Origin of the sequence: Hyphomonas sp. UBA4505 (assembly GCF_002388685.1) — a bacterium.
In the GTDB taxonomy this organism is placed as follows: domain Bacteria; phylum Pseudomonadota; class Alphaproteobacteria; order Caulobacterales; family Hyphomonadaceae; genus Hyphomonas.
Map to the genome: position 1 here is coordinate 345,034 of NZ_DGMZ01000011.1, position 25,565 is coordinate 370,598.

Below are 25,565 nucleotides of genomic sequence, written 5' to 3' on the forward strand. Positions count from 1 at the left end.
CGCGGATAGCCCATACCGTCCGGAATGGCAAGGGCACGGCAGCAGCCCCCTTAGACCAAAGTCCCCCCTGTCCGAAGTGCGTGGCGCGTGTATGCTCCGTTCTGGAGGATTCTGCCCGTGAAACATCATATCATGCTGGCGCTCGGCATACTGCTAGGGCTCGTCTTCGCCGTTCGGCTGGCCGTGGCCATACTCCAGCCGGGGCTGGGCTTTCGTGAAGTCTATCTCGCGGGTGGACTTGTCCTGTCGGCCTGGCTGATGCTGGGAGGGGTCGCGGAATGGCGCCATACTCATGCAACCGGCAAAGTGCGGCAGCCATCCTCAGAGGATTGATGGCGCAGGACCGGATGACCCGGATCATCGTCTTAGACCAAAGTTTATCTTTTCCATTCCGTCCGCTTCCGGCAGCCTGCAAGCTGCGGAACCCCGCACAGATAAAAATGTCAGGGAGGAAAAAGTGTCGGAACCAAGCAAGGAAATTGATGCGAAAGGGTATTGGCGGGATGTCATCCGCCTGACCCTCAGCCTGCTCGTCATCTGGTTTGTAGTGTCATACGGGGCGGGCATCCTGTTCCGCGACCTGCTGGACAATCTCTCGATTGGCGGTGCGCCACTCGGTTTCTGGTTTGCGCAGAATGGATCGATCTATGTCTTCGTCGGACTGATCTTCTACTACTGCCGCGCCATGAACCGTCTCGAGAAGAAATACGGCGTGGAGGCCTGAGACGATGGGACAGGACTTCTGGACATATTTCTGGGTTGTCGGCACGTTCGGCACCTATATCGCGATCGCCGTGTGGGCTCGGGCTTCGTCTACGGATGATTTCTATGTGGCCGGCCATGATGTTCACCCCACTGTCAATGGCATGGCAACGGCGGCCGACTGGATGTCGGCAGCCTCCTTCCTGTCGATGGCGGGCCTGATCGCCTTCCTAGGCTATGGCGGTTCGGTCTACCTTATGGGCTGGACCGGCGGCTATGTGCTTCTGGCGCTTTTGCTGGCGCCGTTCCTGCGAGAGTTCGGCAAGTTCACTGTGCCGGATTTCGTGGGGGACCGGTATTATTCGACCACGGCCCGATTGATCGCCGTGATGTGTGCCCTGTTCGTCTCGTTCACCTATATTGCCGGCCAGATGAAGGGCGTCGGCGTGGCCTTTTCCGGCTTCCTGGGGGTCGAGTTCAATACGGGCATCATGGTCGGCATGGCGATTGTGTTCGTTTATGCGGTTCTGGGCGGCATGAAAGGCATCACCTACACCCAGGTGGCGCAATATTGCGTGCTGATCTTTGCCTATACGGTTCCGGCGATCTTCATCTCCCTGATCATCACGGGCAATCCGATCCCGCAGCTGGGGTTCATCTCGAATGTGCGCGGCGAGGATGTGGCGATGCTCGAAAAGCTGAACACGGTGGTGCAGGATCTGGGTTTCCTCGAATACACCCAGACCAACAAGTCGATGATCGATGTCTTTGCGATCACCGGCGCGCTAATGTTCGGCACCGCCGGCCTGCCGCACGTGATCATCCGCTTCTTCACCGTATCAAGCCCGGGCGCGGCCCGTGTGTCGGCGGGGTGGGCGCTGGTCTTCATCGCACTGCTCTATACGACCGCACCTGCGGTGGCTTCATTCGCCCGTCTGAACTTCATCGATACAGTGAACGAGTCGACCTATATCGCGGATGATGCCGACTATGACGCCGAAGCGGCGGCGATCCTTGCGGCCGGCGGCAAGCCGACCCCGAAATGGTTCAAGGACTGGGAAAAGACGGGCCTGCTCGGCGTCGAGGACAAGAATGGCGATGGCATCATCCAGTACCGCGCCGGGGACGAAAATGAGGTCACCAAGCTGGATCGAGACATCTTCGTGATGGCCAATCCGTCCATTGCCAATCTGCCGGCCTGGGTGATCGGGCTCGTGGTGGCAGGCGGGCTTGCCGCGGCCCTGTCCACGGCGGCAGGCTTGCTCATGGTCATATCGTCATCGATCTCACACGATCTGTGCCGACGTACCTTCTTTACCGGCATGTCGGACAAGGACGAGTTGCGAGTGGCACGGGTCTCGGCCGCCGGAGCCGTGATCCTGGCTGGAATCATGGGGATGAACACGGCCAAGCTGGGCTTCGTGGCGCAGGTGGTGGCCTTCGCTTTCGGACTGGCGGCAGCGTCCCTGTTCCCGGTCATCGTTCTGGGCATCTTCTGGAAGCGGATGAACCGGGAAGGCGCGATTGCGTCCATGCTGACGGGGCTCGTCTCGACCTTCAGCTACATCTACTACTTCAAGTTCGTCGACACGGATCCGGCGAACTGGTGGTTCGGTGTGTCGCCTGAAGGCATCGGCTTCCTGTTCATGTTCCTGTCCCTGGCTGTGGGGATCGTGGTGGCCCTTGTCACGGCCCCGCCTCCGCAGGACATCCAGGACCTGGTCGAGGACATCCGGGTCCCCGGACAGCGCTCGCCGCATGGCATCGCCGATCAGGACATGGCGCCGATCCCGGCAGAGTAGCGCGCCACTTCCCGGTGATTGCTGCGGGCGGCCTCCCTCTCCGGGCCGCCCGCTTTTTCATGCCTGCAGCAGAGGCTTTAGACAAAGGGCGCATTTGCCGGGGCGTCAGTACGTGTATGCTGGGGGAAGACGCATAGAGAGGTGTTCATGCCAGTCTGGCTGATCCTGGGCGCAACGACGCTCTACATGCTTGGATTGTTCCTGATCGCCTGGCAGGGCGACCGGCAAGCCACGCGGCCGGGCTTTGTCCAGCATCCGCTCGTCTATGCGCTGGCATTGGCCGTCTACTGTACCTCCTGGACCTATTTCGGCGCGGTTGGCACTGCGGCGCAAAGCGGGTGGGACTATCTGACCATCTATCTTGGCCCGACGCTCGTCTTCGTGGCATTTCCCGGCATCGTGCGCCGGATCGGCGATGTCACACAGCGAGAGGGCATCTCTTCCTTGTCTGATTTCCTGTCGGCCAGGTATGGCAAGAGCCGCGCGGTTGCTGCCGCTGCAACGCTGGCCGCCGTCGCAGGAAGTCTGCCCTATATCGCACTGCAGCTGAAATCCATCGGCATGAGCTTTCAGGCACTGGCATATGGCGCAGACGGCGCGATCAACACACCGACCAATGAAACAGTTCTGCTGACCGCTATTGTGCTGGCGATTTTTGCCATCCTGTTCGGCACGCGACAGTCGGACGCCACGCGGCACAATTCCGGCCTGATGCGCGTGCTGGCGTTGGAGGCCGTGCTCAAGCTCGCCGCACTGGTGGCTGTTGCGATCCTGTCGGTGTTCCTTCTGGTGCAGGGGGGCTTGCCGGATCGTGAATTGGCCACACAGCCCTTTGACCGCTTTTCCGTGTCGGAACGATTCCTGACCATGACGCTTCTGTCGACGGCGGCCATTGTCTGCCTGCCGCGCCAATTCCATGTCGCCATGATCGAGCGTCAGGGGCAGAAGGATCTTGATACGGCCAGATGGGTGTTCCCACTCTACATGTTGCTCACGAGTCTGGTCGTGGTGCCCATCGCGATGGCTGGTCTGAGCCTCTTCGGCGCGGCAGCGCAGCCGGATCTGTTCGTCCTGGATCTGCCTCTCGAACAAGGCAATGGCCTGCTGGCGACCCTCGTCTTTCTGGGCGGCTTTTCAGCTGCGACCGGCATGGTCATCATCTCCACTGTCGCCCTGTCCACCATGGTCACGAATGATCTGGTCGTGCCGGCCATCATGCAGTCCGGACGATTTGCCAGCCTTAGCGGAGATGCCGGATCAAGGATCGTGTCGGCCCGGCGCATCGTGATCGTGGTCGTGCTGCTTCTCGCCTATGCCTATTACCGCGTGGCGGGGACAGGTGCGCTGGCCCAGATCGGCCTCCTGTCCTTTGCCGCGGCAGCGCAATTTTCTCCGGCGCTGATCGGGGCGGTCACTTGGCGAGGTGGGCGTCGGTCCGGTGTCCTCGCAGGTCTGGTCGCGGGGATGGGGTTGTGGGCCTACACGCTCTTCCTGCCCGCCATTTTCGGGTATGATGCGATGGCCGCGCTTGTGCCGAGGGTTCTGGACCCGCATGCTCTGTTCGGATTGCGGATCGATGACAGTCTGACCCATGGCGTCCTGTGGAGCCTTGGCACCAATCTGTTCCTGTTCGCAATCGTATCGATACGATCACGGGAACGGTTGAGGGACCGGGTTCAGGCATCCGCCTTTGTCAGCGGCGATGAAGTGGTCGAGATCGCGGAAGGCGCGGTCGAGAGCCACGCCTTCCAGGTGTCGCCCAATGGCCTGAAGACACTCGCTTCCCGCTTTCTCACGCCGGAAGCGGTGGACCATGCCTTTGACCAGTTCGAGACTGAAACAGGTATTGTCGCAACCGGAGATGCGCCTGCGGACTGGAGACTGGTCCAGCGCACCGAGAAACTGCTCGCCAGCGCACTCGGTTCATCTTCGGCACGGGTCGTCCTTTCCTCGGCGATCGGTGGCAGCGATGTGGCCCTGCCGGATGTTCTGTCCATGCTGGATCACAAGACGCAGGCGGCCCGGTTTGAACGCCACATGCTGCAATCCATGCTCGAGAATGTCCCGCAGGGGATCAGCGTCGTGGATTCCGATCAAAGATTGGTAGCTTGGAATACGGCCTATGTGGACTTGTTCGATTATCCGGCGGACAAGGTGGGCGTTGGTGTTCCCGTGGCTGAACTGATCGAGCACAACATCCACACTGGCTGGATCGATGGGGATCCTGTCGAGGAGGCGCGCAGGCGCGTCGGACATATGCGATCCGGCAGTCCGTATACCTATGAAAGGCGAAATCCGGACGGGCGCTACCTGCGCATCAGCGGCAACCCCATGCCGGGCGGCGGGTATGTCACCACTTTTGCTGACATTACCGACGACAAGCTGCGTGAACGCGCCCTGGTTGAGGCAAACGAGTTGCTGGAAAGCCGGGTCAAGACGCGAACCCGTGAGCTTGAGCAAATGGCAGAAGATCTCACCCTTGCCCGGAAAGAGGCGGAAGGCGCGAATGCGTCCAAGACGCGCTTCCTGGCTGCGGCGAGTCATGACCTGTTGCAGCCGCTGAACGCCGCGCGGCTGTATCTTGGATCGCTCATGGCCAGTGACACAGAATGTGATCTGGCGGCACGCGCGGACCGATCCATTCAGTCTGCAGATGAATTACTCAAGGGATTGCTCGACATATCCCGTCTGGACCATAGCCAGGTCGAGGCAGTCCCCGTACGCCTTCCCTTGGGCCCGTTGATGGAAGACCTGGTCGACGAGGCGCTTCCGATGGCGCAGGCGGCGGGGCTTTCCGTGCGGCTGGCACCCACACAGCTGGCAGTGCTTGCCGATCCGGATTTTCTCAAGAGCATTCTGCGCAATCTCATCTCGAATGCCCGGCGATATACACAGTCGGGCGGAGTCCTTGTCGGGGCACGCCTACGCGGGGATGCGGTAAGGATCGAAGTTCACGATACCGGGCCTGGCATACCGGCAGACCGTCTGGAACGGATCTTCGAGGAGTTTCGTCGGTATGAGGATTCCGACAATACCGGCATTCGGGGAGCAGGGCTTGGCCTGTCTGTCGTGCGCCGTCTGGCAGGTCTGATGGGGGCGTCCATTGATGTGCAGTCGACACCGGGTCGCGGCAGTGTTTTCTCGGTGACCGTGCCAATGGCTGAATTGCATAGACGCCCGCGCCGGATGCAGTCGGCGCCGGTTGAGCCGGCTGACCGGGATCTGGTCGGCCTGCGCGTCCTGTTCGTGGATGACGAGCCTGCCATTGTTGACGGCATGAGCCGGTTGCTGAAAGGCTGGGAGTGTCAGGCGACCTGTGTCCGGACACCTGAAGAGGCGCTGGCTGCCATGCAGTCAGCGCAATTTGACGCAGTGATTGCAGACCTCAATCTCGGCGACGGGCAGAATGGACTGGATCTGCTCCTGGGACTACGCAAGCGGCTCGCCCATGCCGACAATGTTTTATTGCTGACCGCAGCCACGTCCACCGCCGAATCGTCATCCGCCAGGACGGTCGGCATTGCCATCCTTCACAAGCCGAGCAATCCGGCGGACATCCGCAAATTTCTGAAAGACTGTGCCACTGCCGGAGGGACGGAAAGCGCGGCTCAATCGGTCAGCGATGTGGCGTCCTGATAGATCAGCAAGGCCTGTGTGCGATTGTTCGCCCCGAGCTTCCGGAAGATCGCTGTCATGTGCGCCTTCACCGTCGCCACAGAAATATCCATTTCATAGGCGATCTGCTTGTTGAGCAGGCCATCGGACAATCGGGCGAGCACGCGTCTCTGGGCCGGGGTGAGGCTGGCAATGCGTTCGGCGGCACAATTGGCTGGCAGGGACTTTCCGACACATTCCGGAAACCATTGCCCCCCATCCAGCGTCGTGGCGAGCGCCGCCGACAGGTCGTCCAGGGACATGCTCTTGGGGAGGTATCCGGCCGCACCGAGCATACGGGCCGTTTCAAAGGCTTCTGGCGTTTCCGTGGCGGATACAACCACAACGGGGCAGTCCGGCCTGGCGGCCCGCAGCCGGGTAAGGCCCTCGAACTCTGCCGAGTCGCCGAGATTGAGATCAAGCAGCACCAAATCCACATCATCGGCCTGCAGGCGGGCCAGGGCATCTGAAAGACTGGATGCATGCGAGGCGGCGGCGCCAGCGGGATAGGCGCATTCCAGTGCGGTTTCCAGCGCGTCACGAAACAATGGATGGTCGTCCACGATCAGCACGCGCGGTGCCTGTACCACGATATTCCTCCCCGAATCCGTGCCGCTTTTGCGGTCTGTGGACTTAACCAGAACCTGTGTAGTATGTCATGGATCGCGCCGCAGCGCACTACGACTTTTGTCGTAGCACCAATGGCTAATGGCGGCCCGAGCACAAGCAACGGATACTCCTTCTCATAATCAATATGAGGGAGGAATGCATGTCTCGTACTTTCAAGGCCCTGCTGTTGTCTTCGGCAGCTCTGACGACAAGTCTCGGCGCCGCTGCGGAAGCGGATGATCTTGAGTCGCGGATCGCAGCGCTCGAGGCCATGGTTTCCGAACTCAAATCCGAACTGGCCGCGACGCGCGCCGGGCATGAAGAAATCGTCCGCGTCCAGCCGGTCGCCGCCCAGCCGGAGGCCGCGCCTCCTCCTCCGACAGATGGATTCAGGGTCGGTGACACGACGCTGAAGTTCGGCGGCTTTGTGGATGCGGACGTGCATGTCACCTCGCTGAGCGATGGCACCATCTCCGGCAGTTCCATCGCGCGCGACTTTTACATTCCCGGTGCGACACCCATCGGTGGGGACGGAACAACGTCCACGGACTTTACTGCTGAATCCTCTCGTTTCTTCCTGGCCGCATCCCGGCCTGTGGGCGACAAGACGCTCAGCGCGCATATCGAGATGGATTTCCTCGGATCGGGGCAGGGCAATGAACTGGTCTCGAACTCCTACTCGCCACGTTTGCGTCGGGCCTTCATGAAACATGGCAACTGGCTGGTCGGGCAGGAATGGTCGACCTTCCAGAACACGTCAGCCATTCCGGAAAGCGTAAGCTTTCTTATCCTGTCGGACGGCATGGTGTTCGTGCGCCAGCCGCAGATACGTTACACGCATGGCAACTGGATGTTTGCCGTCGAGAATCCGAACACGACAACCCTGAATTCGGGGTCGCGGGACGAGAATCTCATCCCGGACGTCGTGGCCCGCTACAATATGAGCGGTGAATTCGGCAATGTCTCGATCGCCGGCATCGCGCGCCAGCTGCGGGCCGATTTCGGCACGGTCGAAGACGAAACCTTCGGATATGGCCTCAGCGTCTCGGGCCGCTTGAATGTTGGGGACACCGATGACATCCGCTTCAACCTGGTCGGAGGCGACGGGATCGGCCGCTATGTCGGGCTGGCCGCCAGCCGCTCGACGGCCCTCGACCCGAACGGGGAGCTGGAAGCGGTGCCCTCATATGGCGGGCTGATTGCCTGGCGCCACGCTTTCGGGGAAACGGCGCGGTTTAGCGGCGGCTATTCCGGCCTGTTCATCGACAATCCGGACTATCTGGCTGACACGGTGACATCGTCTGTCCAGTCGGTGTTCGGGGCCATTCTCTGGGACGTTGCGCCGAATGTGACACTGGGGACCGAATTGATGCACGGCCTCCGCGAGGTCGAAAGTGGAGCTGATGGCTCGATCACCCGGTTCACCTTCTCGACAAAGTATGCATTCTGAGGTGAGAACAGAAAACATGCCAGACGGAGAGCCTTTCATGAGCGACGCAGCGAAAACCTATCCAGTGCCGGCGGAGTTTGCAGCAAAGGCGAACCTGAGCCCGGAAACCTATCGAGAGATGTATGCCGCGTCGATCTCAGACCCGGAGGCTTTCTGGGGGGAGCACGGCAAGCGGCTCGACTGGATCAAACCCTACACGGTCGTAAAGGATGTCTCCTGGGAGACCGGCGATCTACATGTGAAATGGTATTCTGATGGTGTCCTTAATGTGTCGGCAAACTGCCTGGACCGCCACTTGGAAACGCGTGGTGACAAGGTCGCGTTGATCTGGGAAGGCGACGAGCCCGGCAACACCCACAAGATGACCTATCGCCAGTTGCACGCCGCGGTCTGCAAGTTCGCAAACGTGCTGAAGAAGATGGGTGTAAAAAAGGGCGATCGCGTCACGATCTACATGCCGATGATTCTCGAAGCCACATATGCGATGCTGGCGTGCACGCGAATTGGCGCAGTACATTCCATCGTGTTCGGGGGCTTCAGCCCCGAGGCATTGTCAGGGCGAATTACCGATTGCGACTCGAAATTCCTCATCACAGCCGATGAAGGCGTGCGGGGTGGTCGCCGTGTGCCGTTGAAGGTAAACGCCGACAAGGCCGCCGAGATTGCCGGAGGTGTGGTTGAGAAGATGTTGGTCGTGAAGCGCACAGGCGCTGAGGTCAACATGGAGGCGGGGCGGGACTATTGGCTGCACGAGGCTGCCGAGGGTATCTCCGCCGACTGCCCGCCCGAACCGATGAATGCCGAAGATCCTCTTTTCATCCTCTACACGTCTGGCTCGACGGGGCAGCCTAAAGGCGTGATGCACACCACTGGCGGTTATCTTGTCTGGGCGTCAATGACGCACGAGTATGTATTTGACCTCAAGGAAGATGACGTGTTCTGGTGTTCGGCAGATGTGGGTTGGGTAACCGGGCACACATATATCGTGTACGGACCTCTGGCAAATGGCGCAACAAGTCTCGTCTTTGAAGGTGTGCCGACCTATCCGGATGCTTCGCGGTTCTGGCAGGTGTGCGACGAGCAGAACGTTACCATCTTCTACACCGCGCCAACCGCTATTCGCGCACTGATGCGCGAAGGCGAAGAGCCAGTGAACAAGACATCGCGCAAGTCGATCCGTTTGCTGGGCACAGTTGGCGAACCGATCAATCCGGAAGCATGGGAATGGTATTTCCACGTCGTAGGTGAAGCGCGGTGTCCGATCGTCGACACTTGGTGGCAGACCGAGACAGGCGGTACCATGATTGTTCCGTTGCCGGGCACGACCGAAATGAAGCCGGGCGCCGGCAGTCATCCTTTCTTTGGCGTGAAGCCAGTGCTGGTGGACGCGGACGGTAACGAATTGGAAGGCGCGGCCGACGGCAATCTGCTGATCACGGATAGTTGGCCGGGACAAATGAGAACGGTCTACGGCGATCATCAGCGATTCATCGACACGTATTTTACGGCCTATCCCGGCACGTATTTTACCGGTGATGGCTGCCGCCGCGACGAGGATGGCTTCTACTGGATCACCGGCCGCGTTGATGACGTGATCAATGTCTCCGGTCATCGCATGGGTACCGCTGAAGTCGAAAGCGCACTGGTCAGCCATGATGCTGTCGCAGAGGCCGCTGTGGTTGGCTATCCGCATGATGTGAAGGGGCAGGGCATATATGCCTATGTCACATTGCGTCAGGGCGTCGAAGTGGATGATGCGCTGGTCAAGAATCTGATCCAGCATGTGCGCCAGGAAATCGGTCCGATTGCGAGCCCTGACCTTATCCAGATCGCGCCCGGTCTGCCTAAGACACGGTCTGGCAAGATCATGCGCCGCATCCTGCGCAAGATTGCCGAGAACGAGTATTCAAATCTTGGCGACACATCGACATTGGCAGAACCGGAAGTTGTCGATGATCTGATCGATAACCGAAAGAACCGGTAACGACCTAGATCGCGGGAAGATCAACAATGAACCGCGCGCCCCCTTCTGCGCGGTTTTCAGCCCAGACCTTGCCGCGATGGGTCGTGACTATCTGTTGTACGATTGAGAGTCCCAGGCCGGAATTGTTGCCAAAAGCTGTTCCAGCCGGGCGGTCCGTATAGAAACGGCTGAAGATCTTTTCCAGTTTGTCTTCAGGTATACCCGGGCCGCTATCCTCGATCATGATCCGCGCGATGGTTTGCGGGCCATCATTCGATTGGTCGACAATCACATTGACCTCTGCGCCAGGGGGCGAGAAAGAGCGCGCATTGTCTACCAGATTGCGAACAACTTGGCCGAGCGGACCATCGCGCCCGCGGACAAGCAGGCGTGCACCCATCGTATCATCTCGGAAATGAACCGATACTGATCGCTCCTCGCGGCTGAAGGCTTCATAGGTCTGCACGACATCGTGGACGAATCCGGCAATGTCCATTTGCTCCGTCGGCACCCGCGTCATTTCCGCTTCGATACGGGATGCGTTTGAAATATCTGTAATCAGACGGTCCAGTCGCTTCACATCCTGGGCGATGACTTGCCGCAGGCGTTCAAGCGCGACCGGATCATCCTGCACCCGGTCAGCGGTTTCGACGGCCGAGCGGATAGAGGTGAGGGGGTTCTTCAGCTCATGGGCCACATCAGCAGCGAATTGTTCATTTGCTTCAATCCGTTCGAGCAATGCTTCGGTCATGCTTTGCATGGAGGCGGCCAGGTTGCCGATCTCGTCCTTGCGATTGGTCAGGGCCGGAATGTCGATCCGATCAGAAGCGCCGGCCCGGATACGGTCTGCTGCAACCGATAGACGGCGCAGTGGGCGGGCAATACCAAGAGTCAGCAGGACCGATGTGACGAAAGCGACAAGAACTGCGACCCCGATGAAGGGGATGAGTGCAGCGCGTTCGGAGCGAATGATCTCATCAATATCATTCGATTCCAGTGTCAGGACACCCACGACAGCAGACACACGCTGGATCGGCATGGAAACGGAAATGATCCGCTGGCCCCGGTCTGAAAAGCGCTGACTGGCCGCTTCCTGACCGCGCACGGCGATCTCGAATTCTTCCTCAAAGCTCTGAGCGACGAGCGCATCAGAACTGCGCCGGGGCATGATCGGGCCGAGCGTACGGCTTGCCCATTCCGACAGATTGGCACCTAGCCTGGCAAAACTGCTGGGCTCCTGTAGCGGCGGCAGGGCGTCAATGTCGACCCGCTCTGAAAGATAGAAGCTGTCGCCAACAAGTTCGCCATCGGGTGAATAGATACGTGCGCGAACCCGTTCGGGCAGGTTAAGGCGCACGATCGTCTGGCGCGCGGCTTCATCATCGAGCATGGGGGCAGGCGTGGTTGCATCGTCGCCAAGCAAGCTGGTAAAAATCTGAGCTTGCGCAACAAGATCCTGCTTCTTGGAGACAACAAAACCGGCACGCATTTCGTTAAGAACCATCGCGCCGATAATGAGGATGGCCAGTCCCGCAAGATTGGACGCGAAAATCAGACGCGCGATGCGTGAGCCGAAGATCTTCGACCCGTGGCGCGCAATCGCCTTTCGCCTGATTTTCCTGTCCGTCATACGGGATTCTACCTGCCTGAGATCAGGCGTCGGCAGCCACTTTCATGCTGACAATCTTGTCAGGGTTCCGCGGTGGCTCTCCCTTGGCCAATTGGTCGATTACGTCCATACCCTCGCTGACCTGACCCCAGACCGTATATTGGCGGTTCAGGAAGCTGGCATCGTCAAAGCAGATGAAAAATTGGCTGTTTGCCGAGTTCGGGGCCGATGTGCGGGCCATGGAACATGTGCCGCGGACATGGGGTTCGGCATTGAATTCTGCCTTCAGGTCCGGCTTGGAAGAACCGCCCATGCCGGTGCCTTGTGGACAACCGACTTGCGCCATGAATCCATCAATCACGCGGTGAAAGACGATGCCGTCGTAAAAGCCTTCGCGGGCCAGCTCCTTGATGCGTTCGACATGGCCGGGGGCCAGGTCGGGACGCAGGTCGATTTTTACCGAGCCTTTGGAGGTTTCGAGGAGAAGCGTATTTTCCGGGTCTGCCATGAAGTTATCCTATTGCTTGTGTTAGTCTCGTGTCTGGCTATTGAATGATGGAGGGAACGGCAAGTGGGCGGCGCATTTTACTGCCCCGCATTGCCGCAGGAGTGTCCGCATGATTGCACCGTTCATTTCACCTATTCTGGTGGCTGTGTTGTTCGTTCTCGGCTGTCTGCACCTGCTGTGGGCGTTTGGCAGCAATTTCCCGTGTGCGAATGAGCAGGCACTTGCCCGCGCGGTCGTGGGCCGTCGGGGTATAACCAAGATGCCGTCGGCATTTTCCTGCTTCATGGTAGCGCTTTGCCTGTTTGCGGCCGCCGTCCTGGCAGCTTGGCTGGGCGGGTATTTTTCTCTGCCTTTGCCGTCTGTCATCCAGAAAGGTGTGTTGGTCCTGGCAGGACTGGGAGCAGGGACGGTGTTTCTTGGGCGGGGTATCATCGGCGTCCTGCCAGCGTTCGAGCGCTCGTCGCCTGAATCGCCTTTTCTAACACTTAACCGACGTGTGTATTCGCCGTTGAGCTTCCTGATCGGGCTGGGATTCATTTTACTTGTCCTGAGCTTGCCGAATTGGAGCTGGCGCCTCGGGATCGCTTAGGACTGTCCAGTTCGTTGATATGGTGGGCAGCGGACAGGCCGTCTTCACCGGGCGCCAACATCATTTGGGCGAAGGCGAAATGATTCAGATCGGCGACGATGCGCGTATCGGCGGACGACAATCTTCGGCGCAGCGTGCCGCCGAACCATTGCCCCATCTCCTTCACCTGGTCCGATCGATTCGGATGACTTGGCCTTGCATCAACATGGATGATCCGACGGGCGTTGCGTGGAGTCGGAGGGGGATTCAGCCGGGATTTGGGAACTGGATCAACGCAGACAAGCAAATCTACCCGGCGCGGTTGGAGCGCCTTCAATACACGAAGCGCTGTATCGCCGCCCCAACTATGTCCGACCAGTATCAACGTGCGGCCGGCATCGGCGTGCTGACGGGCCAGATTGAGAATGCGCCGCAACGCGTAATGCGGAAAATAGTGCGCATCATGATGGGCCTCATGCGCAAAGTCACGTTGCCGCGCTTCCGCATAAGCGGCCACGAGACGGGTGCGGGTATCGCCCGCCCCGCCGATATAGATCTCCGAAGTGCCGCGCCTATTCAGTGTAGCGGTAGCCGACGCCATACAGGGTCTCGATCGCATCGAATTCGTCGGTCACTTCGCGGAACTTCTTGCGAAGCCGCTTGATGTGGCTGTCGATGGTGCGATCGTCGACGTAGATCTGATCATCATAGGCGGCGTCCATCAGTTGGTCGCGGCTTTTGACATAGCCAGGGCGCTGGGCGAGCGCTTGCAGGATCAGAAATTCGGTGACGGTCAGGCGGACCGGATGTCCATCCCACGTACAGGCGTGACGGTTCGGATCAAGCGTCAACTTGCCACGCACGATTGGCTTCTGGTCACCTTCTTCAGATCCGGCCACGCCGCCGCGGGCACGCCGGAGCACGGCTTTGACGCGTTCCGCTAGCAGGCGATTGGAGCAGGGTTTGCGCACGAAATCGTCGGCGCCAATATTGAAGCCGATAACTTCGTCGATTTCCTCGTCTTTTGACGTCAGAAAGATGACTGGCAATTCGGAGGTCTGGCGCAGGCGACGCAGCAATTCCATACCGTCCATACGGGGCATTTTCACGTCCAGTATAGCGATGTCGGGCGGCGTCTCCGTTAATGCCGGGAGAGCCGTCTCACCATCATGGTAGGTGCGCACATCATAGCCCTCGGCCTCGAAGAAGATCTTCAGGGACGCAACGATATTCTCGTCATCATCCACCAGCGCCAATGTCGTCATCGCTCTATCCTTCTCAACCAACCCATATCCGTGAACGGGATCCGGTCTTCTTGCACTACGGTGTTCAAACATGGTTCGCGTCACGGCAAAAGCCCTCCTTCAATGCAATTGCAATGAAATCAAGGGATCAAGGCGAGCGAAGGCTCACATTACGGCATTTTAAGGGAGATTGGCTCCATTGGTTGTCGGCGTTTTTGGGGCGGGCGGCATGCATTGCACCAGAAAGGTGTTCATCGCGACGAGCAAATCTGTGTTTGTATCATCGCTGTAAATCTGGTGGCCGGTATGATCCAGCAAGAGTATTTGAGCCTGTCTCCCAGCCTGTACCGCAGCATCATAGAACGCAGTGGTCTGATCCATGTGAACGATTTCGTCATCCGTCCCATGAATCAGGAACACGGGTGCCTTGAGATATTCAATGTAGGATATTGGAGACCGATGCCACAATTCGGTCTCATCATCGCGTCCATTGTTCATGCGTTGTGTCCAGATATTCCGAACGAAAGCGTCCACTGCGTCTGAGGGGTCGTACTGACGTAGCATGCGCGGAAGATCACTCACCCCTGCATAACTTATCGCGCATTGGTAGGCATCGGGAGTCATGGTTGCGGCTGCCAGTGCAGCGTAGCCGCCATAGGACGCGCCCACGATGCTTCTTGGCTGGTCTGGACTCACCAGCCCGGCTTGTTCGAGGGCGTGTACTCCGTCCGCAATGTCTTGTTGCATCGCTCTACCCCACTCGCCGTGCCCCAGACGCTCAAATGTTTGGCCGAAGCCACCAGAGCCGCGAAACTGGGGTTGAAAGACTGCGTATCCGCGATGCGCAAAATACTGGGCCCATCCGTCCCAATCCATCACGTCTCGAGACACAGGACCGCCGTGAGGCATGACGATTAGCGGAGCGTGACCTGGTGAACGTGTGGAGGGTGTGAAATATCCCCGCAATGCAAGGCCTTCAGAAGTCTGGTAATCAACCCGTCGCGGCATTGATGTCGTACTGAGATCGATATGAGGCCGCGCGTCTGAAATCTTGCGAAGTCTTTTCAGGTCATTGCGCAAAACATAATATGCTCCCGGATTGATTGGGGAGCTGACATATATCACCCAAGCCTGCCCATGCAGACTCATGTCGAATACGGACCAGTTGGCTTCATCAGGAAGCGCAGAGTCGATTGCTCGTCCCAGTTTGGCATCTTCTGGTGTGAACCAGTGCTTTTCGAGCTTATCCTTCCAGAGTGCGGAGTAGAGCAGGTCATCAGACCCGCGTCTTTTGCGCGCGGAGCTGAGATCGTACTCGGAATCGCTGAAGAGTTGTTTGCCGAATTGACCAGTGTGGAGATCGAATTCGTAGAGGCCGGCATGCTCTGCGTCTGCGGGCCGGGACACGACGATAAATTTGTTGTTCTTCGAGGAATAGGAAACCGGATAGAATCCTTCATTGAGAGGATCGTGTTGAAATCTCAGTGTCCAGTTCCGACCGCCATCCTGGCTTGAATAGTATTGGTGAAGTCCGCCGGATTTGCTTTTTTCTATCCGCATTACGGGACGCATCGAGTCATCCAGAAGCCATGTTAGGGTTCGCGAATTCGCTGTATCCAGCAAACGCTGCCTGCCTGTGTCCACATTGATGGAAACAAGCTCAACAGATGCTTTTTTGTGTATGGCCAGAGTGACTTCGCGACGTTCTGCATCGCTCGCAATGAGCTTTGGTGAATCGAGCTCCTTGTCGAGGTTTCTCTTTCTGCTGGCTGCGAGGACTTTCTTTTCACCCGTTTCGGGGTTGATGGTCAGAAATACTGAGCGTGATTTGAACTTGTCTCCGGAAACGGTGAACTCGACGGCGCTCGACAGAATAGTGTCATCGAATGGCCATGATACCCAATCATATAGCCAGTTCACGGATTTACTGTAATACGTGTAGGTCTGCTTGATCTCTAATCGAGTGTCGCCGGTGGCGCTGTCCTCAACCATGATCTCGTCCCACCCGAACTTCTGGACGATATCATCCTGGTGGCCCGTCTTCAAAAGAACGAGCGCTGTGCCGTCCGGAGAGACGGCAATGTCGCGCAATTCCGCTTTTCCAACATATGCAGCTGGATAGTCAGCGAAAACATTCGCGCTGCAAGCAAATGAAAGCACAAAACATACTAAGAGCTTGAATAGTATTGGATGCATTCCCGGCCTTCTTCTTTAGTGAATCGTCTCAAGGCTAAGGTCAGGAATGCAGGATTGCAATTTCAAATTGCTTCAAACTATACGAGGGGTGGAGTGATTCAAATTGCTCGTACTTAAATGGCCAGCCTTTGAATGCTTAGCTGGTCATGACATGTGTCTCGCCCCAGTGTTTCAGTGCGTTGAGGATCGGACGCAGGGTTTCGCCCTTTTTGGTCAGGCTGTACTCCACCTTTGGCGGGACCACTGGATAGACCTCACGATTGACGAGGCCGGCATCTTCAAGCTCGCGTAGCTGCTTGGTTAGCATGCGTTGGGTGACGTTGCCGACATCACGTTGCAACTCGTTAAACCGTTTCACGCCGTCCAGCAGGTGAAACAGCGTGACGCCTTTCCACTTGCCGCCAATCACTTCCAATGCAGCTTCCACGGGGCAGCCGCCGGAGCAGTCATACTTTTCAAAGCGGGTCATATTCTACAGTATACTTTCTGTGCGTATAGGCCAAAATTGTGCGTACTTGTGAAATTGGTTTGTATAAATAAATCGGGGGGCGTCAACCAATTGAGCCCACATCCCGTAACGCAACCTGCTTTCCAATCACCCTTCAAGAGACCCAAGAATGGCCATGTCCCTGACTGAAATCTTACGCAAAATCCCCTTTGGCGCGTTGAGCGCGCTACTGTTCGTATCTGCTGGCGCTGGATGCGCCAGCGCGCCGGATGTTTCTCGCGGTGTGTCAGGGGCGGATATCGTCCCGGTCTCAGCGGTTGAATGGGGCCCGCTCAACCCGGCGCGGGGCGATGCAAGTCCACGGGCCGGAACGCTTTGGGGGGATCGCACCTCCGCCGGTGAATCCGGTTTCCTCGTTCAGTTCAAGGAAGGTTTCTCGTCTCCGCCCCACATTCACAACGTGACATATCGCGGGGTCGTGATTGAAGGGGTGATCCACAATGACGATCCGGGAGCGGCCGATATGTGGCTGCCGGCCGGCTCATTCTGGACCCAGCCGGCGGGTGAGGCCCATGTCACGTTGGCCGGTGATGCGTTCAACATGGCCTATGTCGAGATTGATGACGGTCCATATCTCGTAAAACCTACGGATGAGTCCTTCGATTCGGGCGAACGCCCGGTGAACCTTGATCACACCAATCTCGTTTGGCTTGATGCCTCAGACATTACCTGGATCGACCGGGACGGCGGCGCGAAAATTTCGTTTCTTTGGAACTCCCCGGAAAACAATGGCGCACAAGGCGCACTGGTCAAACTGCCGGCTGGGCAGGCCGCCCGCCTGCGCAGTAATCAAAGTGACCTGCGGGTTGTGGCGATTTCTGGCGCGCCAGAAGTGCACCTGAAGGGCAAGGCGGAATCGGCGCCCTTTGCGCCGGGAGGCTATGTCGGCCTTGAGGCCAACACAAGCGATAATCTCGCCTGCGGCGCGGACGCGGATTGCCTTTTCTATGTCCGGTCCGAAGGCGAATTCGAAATCGTCTCTGCAAAGAGCTGATCAATCCCCCTCCCGAAACTTTCCATTTTTCCAAGTATCAAAGGACCCTCCCATGAAACATGATATCACTCACTACGCCAAGGCCCGTTACACGACGAAGGCCTACGACCCCAAACGTAGGATCTCTGACGAGAATGTGGAAAAGCTGAAAGAGCTGTTGCGGTTCAGTCCATCAAGCACGAATATCCAGCCTTGGCATTTCATTCTCGCCTCAACACCGGAAGGCAAGGCGCGCGTTGCCAAGGCAACAGAGAAGTACCCCTTCAACCGCCCCTCGATCCTGAACGCTTCGCATGTCGTGGTGTTTGCCAGCCGCCTTGCCGTGGATGAAGACTATCTCCAGCATGTGCTGGAACAGGAAGACAAAGACGGTCGCTTCGATGTGGACAAAGACACGCACAAGCCCGCCATGCACGGTGGCCGGTCAATGTTCGTGAACCTCCATAAGCAGGACTTGAAGGATGTCCAGCACTGGATGGATAAGCAGGTCTATCTGAATATTGGCCAGTTCATGTTGGGCGCAGCCACCTTGGGCATAGACTCCACGCCGATGGAAGGCATTGAAACGGCAGTGCTCGACGCCGAGTTCGGCCTGCGCGAGAGGGGCTTCTCCTCGCTCGTTGTTGTGCCGCTCGGATATCACGATCCTGAGCAGGACTATAACGCCTCGCTCCCGAAGTCCCGCCTTCCATATCCGGATATTCTGACAGAGGTCTGACCTGTTCGCCGTCCCGGTTGCTCACCCGCGCCGGGGCGGCGACGCAACTTTATTGGTCGTGCATTGATATAAGCCTGTAGGTTCGCAATGATCCATCCTCGTTTCGTTTCATGATGCGGATGCCCTTGCCGATGGAGACGCCGGAATTATCCAATGAGTCCCAGCGCAGATTGTAGGATATCAGTGACATTGCGTAAGGTGCGGTGCCTTCTATTCTGTGTGACGCCGTTTTTATATAGTCAAAACTGGGCCAGCCAGACGTATAGTCTTCAAGGAATTCCTTGATGGCCTCCTGCCCAACTCTCGGTCCACTGTCATGTGGGTACATAACGGCATCTTCTGAGTAGACATGGTAGAGAATGTCGGATTGCTGTCTTATCATCGCAGCATCATTGTACAGGTTGACGGCGAGGTGATCGAACGCCGCGCCGGAATCGACTGGGACTGATGGCGTGAAGGCCAGATGTATGCCAGACAGAGTGTCGAACATCGTGGTTTCCCGGATTTCCGTGTACACGCTGTCGAAATTCCAAGCTTGTGCGATCAGCACATAATCGCCAGCCGCACTTTCTTCCCAGACATCGAAGTAGTGCCCGGATACTTCCTTCGCCTCAGCGGACTGCGCTGCAGTATAGTTCAGAGTGAACGCGCCGATGTCCACTTTTAGCATGTCGATCGGAATTGTCTCGGTGAGGGTTTTGTCAAACAAATTGATGTCGATGCCGTCAAACAGCGTCTTGTAGTACAGGGCCGCATGGTCCGGTCCGGTCATTGTCTTCTGGTATTCCGGCATGATCCGGACTTCAGGTCCGAACACTGTGGTTATTGCGGACAAGTCCTCACTTTTCACTGCGCGCTCAATCTGAGCCCTGAGTTTGGATAAATCCACCTCCGCTGTCGCTGCGCCCCCCATGCATGCTGCGATCATTCCGACTATGATGCTGCGAACCATGTTTTGCTTCCCGTCTGACGGGAACGCTAACATAGAGGAGAGGCCCTAAGTGTGAAAACTTGTTTATGTTCTTTAGTGCGCCTCGGCCCAGTTGCTGGCGGCGCGCGCGTCGACAACCAAGGGTACAGATAGCTGAAGTGACGGTCCGGCGGCTCCCTGCATGGTGGTCTTCACGGTTTCGATCAATTTGTCGGCCTCGGCTTCCGGGCATTCAAAGACGAGTTCATCATGGACCTGAAGCAGCATACGCGCAGACAGGCTTGCTTTGGCCAGTACATCTGGCATGCGGATCATGGCGCGTTTGATGATGTCGGCAGCGGATCCCTGAATGGGCGCGTTGATGGCCTGGCGCTCAGCAAAGGAGCGCTGTGGTCCTTTGGACTTGATACCAGAGAGATTGATTTTCCGTCCGTAGGCGGTGGTAACGTATCCATGCTCCTTGGCGAAAGCTTTGGTCTCGTCCATGTATGCGCGGATTCCGGGGAAGCGTTTGAAATAGGTTTTTATGTACTCGCTGGCTTCGCTCTGGGGAATGCCCAGCTGGCGTGCGAGGCCGAAGCCGGAAATGCCGTATATGATACCAAAATTGATCGCCTTTGCCTGACGGCGGACCATGGGGTCCATGCCTTCGATAGGCACATCAAACATTTCGCTGGCCGTCAGGGCATGGATGTCGAGGCCTTCCTTGAAGGCGTCCTTCAGCGCATCAATATCGGCTATATGCGCCAGGATACGTAACTCGATCTGGCTGTAGTCCGCGCTGACCAGAACATTGCCCTTTTCGGCGACAAAGGCTTCGCGGATCTTGCGGCCCTCCTCGGTGCGAACGGGAATGTTTTGAAGGTTCGGATCTGTGGAGGACAGGCGACCAGTTTGGGCAACCGCCATCGAGTAACTGGTATGCACGCGCCCTGTGTCGGGATTGATCGCCGCTTGCAGTGCTTCGGTATAGGTCGACCGGAGCTTGGAGAGGGTTCGCCAGTCGACGATCGTGCGGGGCAGGCCATGGCCTTCTGCAGCGAGCCCTTCGAGCACGTCGGCGTCCGTCTGCCATGCGCCAGTCTTGGTCTTCTTGCCGCCCTCAAGACCCATCTCGTCGAACAGGATTTCCCCGAGCTGTTTCGGGCTGCCGATATTGAATTCGCGGCCAGCCTGTTCATACGCTTCGGCCTCAAGCGCAGCCATGCGTTGGGAAAAATCGGATGACAGGCGCGAGAGGTGATCGCGGTCGACCTTGATCCCCTCCTGCTCCATATGGGCGAGGACGGGGACGAGCGGGCGTTCCAGCGTTTCGTAAACCGTCATGACCTTTTCCGTGCGCAGCTGGGGCTTGAAAACCTGCCACAGGCGCAGGGTGATGTCGGCATCCTCGGCGGCGTATTCTGTCGCCTTGTCCAGCGCGATCCGATCGAACGTCACCTGCGACTTGCCCGTTCCGGCAATCTCCTTGAACGGAATAGTGTTGTGCTGCAGGTATCGCTCCGACAGCGTGTCCATGCCGTGATTGTGCTTGCCCGCATTCAATACGTAAGACAGCAACATCGTGTCATCAATCGGCGCGACATCGATGTTGTGAGTGGCGAAGACCGAGAGGTCGTACTTGATATTCTGCCCGATCTTCAGGATCGCCGGATCTTCGAGCATCGGTTTCAGAGCGCGCAGTGCATCCTGCATGCGGATCTGCCGTGGCGGATCTGCGCCAAACATGTCTCCGTCGCCCGCATTGTCTGGATCGACATGCGCGAGCGGGATGTAGCAGGCTTCATTCGGTGCGAGCGCCAAGGATACGCCGACAAGGTTGGCCGCGATGGAATCGAGGCTGTCGGTCTCGGTGTCAACTGCAACATAGCCCTGTTTGGTGGCGCGTGTGATCCACTCTTCCAGCTCTTCGAAATCGCGGATGCAGATGTATTTGCTGCGGTCGATCGGATCTTCTGCGGGCTGGGCGGACTCCAAGGTACCTTCGAGTTCCATCATTTCCCGCACGCGCCGCGTGATGGTGCGGAATTCCATTTCTTCCAGGAAATTGATCAGCGTGTCTGGGTCCGGATCCTGCACGGCGAGGTCTTCGAGCGGTACGTCGAGCGGCACGTCGTCTTTTAGCGTCACCAATTGCTTGGATATGCGGATGAGATCGGCATTGTCGATCAGGGTCTGGCGGCGTTTTGGCTGTTTGATTTCTTCAGCGCGGGCGAGCAACGTGTCGAGGTCGCCATATTCATCCAGCAGCTGGGCCGCAGTTTTCACGCCGATTCCGGGGGCCCCGGGTACATTGTCGACGCTGTCTCCGGCAAGTGACTGGATGTCGACGACCTTTTCCGGGCCGACGCCGAACTTCTCAAAGACCTGTTCACGACCCATTGTCTTATTCTTCATCGTGTCGAGCATGAGGACGGTATCGGAAACAAGTTGCATCAAGTCCTTGTCAGATGAGACGATGGTGACGCGCGCGCCTTTCGCCTCGGCCTGACGCGCATAGGTGGCGATCAGATCGTCGGCTTCGAATCCTTCCTTCTCGATGGCATGGGCCGCGAAGGCTTCGGCGGCGCGGCGCACGAGCGGGAATTGGGGGCGCAGTTCTTCCGGGGGTTCCGAGCGGTTCGCTTTGTACTGGTCGTACAGTTCATTGCGAAACGTGATGGAGGATTTGTCGAAGATGCAGGCGAAATGGGTGGGCCGCTCGTCGCCCTTCAGATCTTCCAGCAGCTTGAACAACATGTTGCAGAACCCGCTCACGGCGCCGATTGGCAAATCATCGCTGGCCCGGGTCAGAGGGGGAAGGGCGTGGAAAGCGCGAAAAATGTATGCGCTGGCATCTACCAGGTAGAGGTGGCTGTCCTTGTTGACGGGGGCAGTGGCCATGGTTCGGGAATCCTTTGCTGGCCGAATGTGTAGCCCGTGTCATGCGCGACGTCACCCATCCGGAAGGGGGTATTGCACCCTCACCTATAGGGATTTGCCGAATGCGCCGTCGCAGCGTAAACTTGCGCGTACAATTCTGGGAGGGAAGCATGAGTGAAACACTGGAACCACAAGCCGCCGGTACGCCTTGGCATCTCTGGGTCGTGGGTATTCTTGCGGTACTGTGGAACGGATTTGGCGCGTTTGATTACACCGCCACAGTGACCCATTGGGCGCCGTATATGTCGAACTTCACGGAAGAGCAGCGAGCCTTTTTCTATTCGTTTCCAGTCTGGCAGTATGTCATCTGGGCATTCGGCGTCTGGGGCGCGTTGATCGGATCCATTCTGCTCCTGTTGCGCAGCCGGTTTGCCGTTTGGGCGTTCTTGATATCGCTGCTGGCCGCGCTCGCATCCATGGTTCATGGGATGTCGCTGAAAGATGTTCCGGAAGGAGCTTCAAATCCCGCGTTTGCGGCAGTCATCATCCTGATTGGTGCCTTGTTGCTTGCATATGCGTGGCGGATGACGAGACGCGGAGTCTTGCGCTAGCCGGAATTCGACCTAGCCTCCCGGTCAAGACATGGGAGGATAAAAATGACTGAGATGAACAAGAGCTGGGTTTTGCGTCAGCGGCCTGTAGGTGACCTGAAGGAGGGAGACCTCGAACTGGTCGAGTCTCCGCTTGTGCCGTTGGAAGATGGTGAAGTGCGAACCCGCCTGATTTACCTGTCCCTCGACCCGACCAATCGCATCTGGATGAGCGATGTGGATGGTTATCTGCCGCCCGTCGGCATCGGGGATGCCATGCGTGGCGGCGGTCTGGCCGTGGTCACCGAAAGCCGTTTTGACGGGCTGAAGGAAGGAGACATCGTAAACACGGGTCTCGGTACCTGGTCGCTCTATTCGAATCTGCCCGGAAGTTCGCTGAACGCACTGCCGCGCCTGCCAGGTGTGCCGCTGACCGCCTATATGGGGCCGCTCGGCGCAACTGGCATGACGGCCTATTTCGGACTGATGGATATTGCGAAGCCAAAGGCTGGCGAGACGGTGGTCGTCTCTGCGGCGGCCGGCGCAGTCGGCTCCATGGTGGGACAGATTGCAAAGATCCAAGGCTGCCGGGTTGTTGGCATCGCGGGCAGTGACGAGAAATGCAAATGGCTGACCGAGGTGGCCGGCTTCGATGCTGCGATAAACTACAAGACGGAAGACGTTGGGGCAGCGCTCGACAAGCACTGTCCGAAGGGAATCGACGTCAATTTCGAGAATGTGGGCGGCAAAATCATGGATGAAGTGATTGCGCGTCTGAATGATTTCTCGCGCATGCCGCTATGCGGACTGATCAGCACCTATAATGCAACTGACCCCGTGCCGGGGCCGTACAATTTCTCGAACCTGTTGATGCGCCGGACTTTGCTGAAAGGGTTCATCGTGATCGATTACTTCCCGCGGTTTCCGGAAGGCATTCAGCAGATGGCGCAATGGTTGATGGCCGGCAAGATTAAGTTCGAGGCGGACATTGTCGATGGTCTGGAAAATGCACCAGCCAGCTTGTCGCGTCTCTTCGAAGGCAAGAATCTAGGCAAACTGATGGTCCAGGTCAGCGAGCCACCAGCTGCCTGAGTTAACCTAAGTTCAGGTGGCGTTCAGCTTGCCCCTGTATGTCTGACTGCAGACGGGGCTGGGATTGAGGGACGCAGGCTTGTCGGGTGTAGGAGGAATTCGGCGCGTGTCGCTGGATTCCTCTACAGGACCAGCGGAGCGATCCAGTAGCCTACCGCAGCGATGATCACGATACCTGCCAGATTGATGTAGAAGCCCTTGCGGATCATCTGCTGGATGGTGATGTGGCCCGTGCCATAGACGATGGCGTTTGGTGCGGTGGCAACCGGCAGCATGAAGGCACAGGACGCTGCCACGGCGGCCGGGCCGAGCAGGCTTTCCGGAGCTGTGCCGAGCGCAACAGCGAGCGAACCCAGTACGGGTGCAAGCGTGGTCATTGTGGCCACGTTTGAGGTGACTTCCGTCAGGAAGATGACCAGAGCAACCACAATAACGATGAAGATTAGCGGCGGGAGCACGTCCAGAACACGCAGATTCTCGCCGATCCATTCCGACAGTCCGGTGCGCGAAATGGCCTTGCCCATTGCGATGCCGCCACCAAACAGGAGCAACACGCCCCACGGAATTTGTTCAGCTTCCTGCCAGTTGAGCAGGCCACGATCTTCACCGCCGCCCGCCGGGACCAGAAACATGAGTACCCCGCCGAAGATCGCGATCATCATGTCGACTTCCGCGCCACCATAATTCGCGAGCAACTCTATTCCAGACGCTTCGAGGAATAGCTGAAGTGGCAGTCTGAGCAGCCATAGGGTGGCTGTGATCCCGAAAACGATTGCGACGCGGGTTTCTTGGACGGTCATTTTGCCAATGCCGATAAGCTGGGATTTGACGTGAGCTGACACAGCTTCTGCATTTTCGGAGCGGACCGGCATACCGCGTGTGACATTCCACCATGCGACCGGCAATAATAGCGCCATGGCCGGCAGGCCAAAGGCCATCCATTGTGCGAACCCGATATGAGCACCCGCTTCGGTCTGCAACCAGCTGATTGCAATCAGATTGGTCGGCGTGCCGATCGGGGTGGCGACCCCACCGATGGATGCCGCGTAGCAAACACCGAGCAGGAGTGCCGTGGTGAAGTGTTTCGAAACATTCCCAAGCACAGCGCTGGCTGAGATGGCGATGGGGACCATCATCAATGTCGAGGCCGTATTGGATATCCACATCGACAGGACGGCCGTTGCGAGCATGAAGCCGAAGACAATAGCGCCGGGCGACGTGCCCACCCGGCTGATGACGTTGAGTGCAATCCGCTGGTGCAGGTTCCAGCGTTCAATGCCGAGGGCAACGATGAAGCCGCCGAGCAACAGGATGACAATATGGTTGGCATAATCACTGCCCGTCTGGGCTGGTGAGCCCGCTCCAACGAGCGGCAGAACAAAAAGCGGCAACAGAGAGGTGGCAGGTATGGGAATAGCCTCGGTGGCCCACCAGACCGCCATAAGCGCCATCAGAGCTCCCGTGCCCCAGGCCGCATGGTTGAGGCCTTCCGGTGGGCCGAACAGCAACATGAGCGCGGCCAGGGCAGGGCCCAGCATCAATCCGATTTTGCGAGCCCCCAATTC

General features: G+C 58.0%; 21 protein-coding genes. 11 read left to right on the plus strand and 10 right to left on the minus strand.

What is annotated here, in order from left to right:
- Positions 1-117 precede the first annotated feature (117 nt).
- From B3527_RS08885 to B3527_RS08900, 4 genes are all read left to right on the plus strand, one after another.
- Positions 118-333, plus strand: a complete 216-nt coding sequence (locus B3527_RS08885; protein ID WP_206992768.1) for a hypothetical protein — start codon at positions 118-120, stop codon at positions 331-333.
- A gap of 124 nt (positions 334-457) precedes the next feature.
- Positions 458-724 carry a DUF4212 domain-containing protein gene (locus B3527_RS08890; RefSeq protein ID WP_242517509.1) on the plus strand — a complete coding sequence of 89 codons (267 nt, stop codon included), beginning with the start codon at positions 458-460 and terminating at the stop codon, positions 722-724.
- A gap of 4 nt (positions 725-728) precedes the next feature.
- Positions 729-2,504: a sodium:solute symporter family protein gene (locus B3527_RS08895; RefSeq protein WP_206992770.1), complete on the plus strand. Its 1,776-nt coding sequence runs from the start codon at positions 729-731 to the stop codon at positions 2,502-2,504.
- Between the two features lie 147 nt (positions 2,505-2,651).
- A complete protein-coding gene (locus B3527_RS08900) occupies positions 2,652-6,140 on the plus strand; it encodes a PAS domain-containing hybrid sensor histidine kinase/response regulator (RefSeq protein ID WP_290478897.1) in 3,489 nt (1,162 codons plus the stop codon).
- On the opposite strand, the gene B3527_RS08905 is transcribed toward B3527_RS08900, so the two are convergent.
- Entirely contained in the window at positions 6,113-6,748 is a 636-nt protein-coding gene (locus tag B3527_RS08905; protein ID WP_206992772.1) for a response regulator transcription factor, read from the minus strand. The genes B3527_RS08900 and B3527_RS08905 overlap by 28 nt on opposite strands.
- Before the next feature lie 179 nt (positions 6,749-6,927).
- Between B3527_RS08905 and B3527_RS08910 the strand changes: the two genes are divergently transcribed.
- Together B3527_RS08910 and acs are read left to right on the plus strand one after the other, a co-directional pair.
- Positions 6,928-8,217 (plus strand): DcaP family trimeric outer membrane transporter, encoded by a 1,290-nt coding sequence (locus tag B3527_RS08910; RefSeq protein ID WP_290478896.1) that lies wholly within the window; start codon positions 6,928-6,930, stop codon positions 8,215-8,217.
- 37 nt (positions 8,218-8,254) lie between these two features.
- Positions 8,255-10,201, plus strand: a complete 1,947-nt coding sequence (gene acs, locus B3527_RS08915) for an acetate--CoA ligase (protein ID WP_290478895.1) — start codon at positions 8,255-8,257, stop codon at positions 10,199-10,201.
- Between the two features lie 4 nt (positions 10,202-10,205).
- Here the strand turns inward: acs and B3527_RS08920 are convergent, their stop codons facing one another.
- Both B3527_RS08920 and B3527_RS08925 read right to left on the minus strand, forming a co-directional pair.
- On the minus strand, positions 10,206-11,810 hold the full coding sequence (locus B3527_RS08920; RefSeq protein WP_290478894.1) for a stimulus-sensing domain-containing protein: 1,605 nt from the start codon (positions 11,808-11,810) through the stop codon (positions 10,206-10,208).
- 22 nt (positions 11,811-11,832) lie between these two features.
- On the minus strand, positions 11,833-12,297 hold the full coding sequence (locus tag B3527_RS08925; RefSeq protein WP_290478893.1) for a peptidylprolyl isomerase: 465 nt from the start codon (positions 12,295-12,297) through the stop codon (positions 11,833-11,835).
- A gap of 109 nt (positions 12,298-12,406) precedes the next feature.
- Between B3527_RS08925 and B3527_RS08930 the strand changes: the two genes are divergently transcribed.
- Positions 12,407-12,886 carry a DUF3995 domain-containing protein gene (locus B3527_RS08930; protein ID WP_206992777.1) on the plus strand — a complete coding sequence of 160 codons (480 nt, stop codon included), beginning with the start codon at positions 12,407-12,409 and terminating at the stop codon, positions 12,884-12,886.
- Here B3527_RS08930 and B3527_RS08935 read toward each other — a convergent pair.
- From B3527_RS08935 to B3527_RS08950, 4 genes are all read right to left on the minus strand, one after another.
- Positions 12,831-13,466, minus strand: coding sequence for an alpha/beta fold hydrolase (locus B3527_RS08935; protein ID WP_290478892.1), 636 nt, complete (start codon positions 13,464-13,466; stop codon positions 12,831-12,833). The two genes, B3527_RS08930 and B3527_RS08935, sit on opposite strands and share 56 nt — an antisense overlap.
- A complete protein-coding gene (locus B3527_RS08940; protein WP_034813738.1) occupies positions 13,438-14,130 on the minus strand; it encodes a response regulator transcription factor in 693 nt (230 codons plus the stop codon). The genes B3527_RS08935 and B3527_RS08940 overlap by 29 nt, the downstream gene beginning before the upstream one ends.
- 159 nt (positions 14,131-14,289) lie before the next feature.
- A complete protein-coding gene (locus B3527_RS08945; protein ID WP_290478891.1) occupies positions 14,290-16,200 on the minus strand; it encodes an alpha/beta hydrolase family protein in 1,911 nt (636 codons plus the stop codon).
- A gap of 241 nt (positions 16,201-16,441) precedes the next feature.
- Positions 16,442-16,774 (minus strand): winged helix-turn-helix transcriptional regulator, encoded by a 333-nt coding sequence (locus B3527_RS08950; protein ID WP_290478890.1) that lies wholly within the window; start codon positions 16,772-16,774, stop codon positions 16,442-16,444.
- A 148-nt stretch (positions 16,775-16,922) separates the two neighbouring features.
- Between B3527_RS08950 and B3527_RS08955 the strand changes: the two genes are divergently transcribed.
- Entirely contained in the window at positions 16,923-17,807 is an 885-nt protein-coding gene (locus B3527_RS08955; protein ID WP_290478889.1) for a DUF4437 domain-containing protein, read from the plus strand.
- Positions 17,808-17,859: 52 nt separating this feature from the next.
- Positions 17,860-18,525, plus strand: coding sequence for an oxygen-insensitive NAD(P)H nitroreductase (gene nfsB, locus B3527_RS08960; protein WP_206992782.1), 666 nt, complete (start codon positions 17,860-17,862; stop codon positions 18,523-18,525).
- A gap of 49 nt (positions 18,526-18,574) precedes the next feature.
- Here nfsB and B3527_RS08965 read toward each other — a convergent pair whose 3' ends face one another.
- Both B3527_RS08965 and polA read right to left on the minus strand, forming a co-directional pair.
- Entirely contained in the window at positions 18,575-19,477 is a 903-nt protein-coding gene (locus B3527_RS08965; protein WP_290481964.1) for a hypothetical protein, read from the minus strand.
- A gap of 72 nt (positions 19,478-19,549) precedes the next feature.
- Positions 19,550-22,339, minus strand: coding sequence for a DNA polymerase I (polA, locus tag B3527_RS08970; RefSeq protein ID WP_290478887.1), 2,790 nt, complete (start codon positions 22,337-22,339; stop codon positions 19,550-19,552).
- A 149-nt stretch (positions 22,340-22,488) separates the two neighbouring features.
- Between polA and B3527_RS08975 the strand changes: the two genes are divergently transcribed.
- Together B3527_RS08975 and B3527_RS08980 are read left to right on the plus strand one after the other, a co-directional pair.
- Positions 22,489-22,929, plus strand: coding sequence for a hypothetical protein (locus B3527_RS08975; RefSeq protein ID WP_206992785.1), 441 nt, complete (start codon positions 22,489-22,491; stop codon positions 22,927-22,929).
- Positions 22,930-22,983: 54 nt separating this feature from the next.
- Positions 22,984-24,000 (plus strand): NADP-dependent oxidoreductase, encoded by a 1,017-nt coding sequence (locus tag B3527_RS08980; RefSeq protein ID WP_206993185.1) that lies wholly within the window; start codon positions 22,984-22,986, stop codon positions 23,998-24,000.
- 122 nt (positions 24,001-24,122) lie between these two features.
- Here the strand turns inward: B3527_RS08980 and B3527_RS08985 are convergent, their stop codons facing one another.
- On the minus strand, positions 24,123-25,562 hold the full coding sequence (locus B3527_RS08985) for an SLC13 family permease (protein WP_290481721.1): 1,440 nt from the start codon (positions 25,560-25,562) through the stop codon (positions 24,123-24,125).
- Positions 25,563-25,565 lie beyond the last annotated feature (3 nt).

Excerpts from the sequence above, each read along its gene's own strand:
- B3527_RS08895 (WP_206992770.1), top strand. The coding sequence starts at position 729 with ATGGGACAGGACTTCTGGACATATTTCTGGGTTGTCGGCACGTTCGGC.
- B3527_RS08900 (WP_290478897.1), top strand. The coding sequence starts at position 2,652 with ATGCCAGTCTGGCTGATCCTGGGCGCAACGACGCTCTACATGCTTGGA.
- B3527_RS08910 (WP_290478896.1), top strand. The coding sequence starts at position 6,928 with ATGTCTCGTACTTTCAAGGCCCTGCTGTTGTCTTCGGCAGCTCTGACG.
- acs (WP_290478895.1), top strand. The coding sequence starts at position 8,255 with ATGAGCGACGCAGCGAAAACCTATCCAGTGCCGGCGGAGTTTGCAGCA.
- B3527_RS08920 (WP_290478894.1), bottom strand. The coding sequence starts at position 11,810 with ATGACGGACAGGAAAATCAGGCGAAAGGCGATTGCGCGCCACGGGTCG.
- B3527_RS08925 (WP_290478893.1), bottom strand. The coding sequence starts at position 12,297 with ATGGCAGACCCGGAAAATACGCTTCTCCTCGAAACCTCCAAAGGCTCG.
- B3527_RS08930 (WP_206992777.1), top strand. The coding sequence starts at position 12,407 with ATGATTGCACCGTTCATTTCACCTATTCTGGTGGCTGTGTTGTTCGTT.
- B3527_RS08935 (WP_290478892.1), bottom strand. The coding sequence starts at position 13,466 with ATGGCGTCGGCTACCGCTACACTGAATAGGCGCGGCACTTCGGAGATC.
- B3527_RS08940 (WP_034813738.1), bottom strand. The coding sequence starts at position 14,130 with ATGACGACATTGGCGCTGGTGGATGATGACGAGAATATCGTTGCGTCC.
- B3527_RS08950 (WP_290478890.1), bottom strand. The coding sequence starts at position 16,774 with ATGACCCGCTTTGAAAAGTATGACTGCTCCGGCGGCTGCCCCGTGGAA.
- B3527_RS08955 (WP_290478889.1), top strand. The coding sequence starts at position 16,923 with ATGGCCATGTCCCTGACTGAAATCTTACGCAAAATCCCCTTTGGCGCG.
- nfsB (WP_206992782.1), top strand. The coding sequence starts at position 17,860 with ATGAAACATGATATCACTCACTACGCCAAGGCCCGTTACACGACGAAG.
- B3527_RS08965 (WP_290481964.1), bottom strand. The coding sequence starts at position 19,477 with ATGGTTCGCAGCATCATAGTCGGAATGATCGCAGCATGCATGGGGGGC.
- polA (WP_290478887.1), bottom strand. The coding sequence starts at position 22,339 with ATGGCCACTGCCCCCGTCAACAAGGACAGCCACCTCTACCTGGTAGAT.
- B3527_RS08975 (WP_206992785.1), top strand. The coding sequence starts at position 22,489 with ATGAGTGAAACACTGGAACCACAAGCCGCCGGTACGCCTTGGCATCTC.
- B3527_RS08980 (WP_206993185.1), top strand. The coding sequence starts at position 22,984 with ATGAACAAGAGCTGGGTTTTGCGTCAGCGGCCTGTAGGTGACCTGAAG.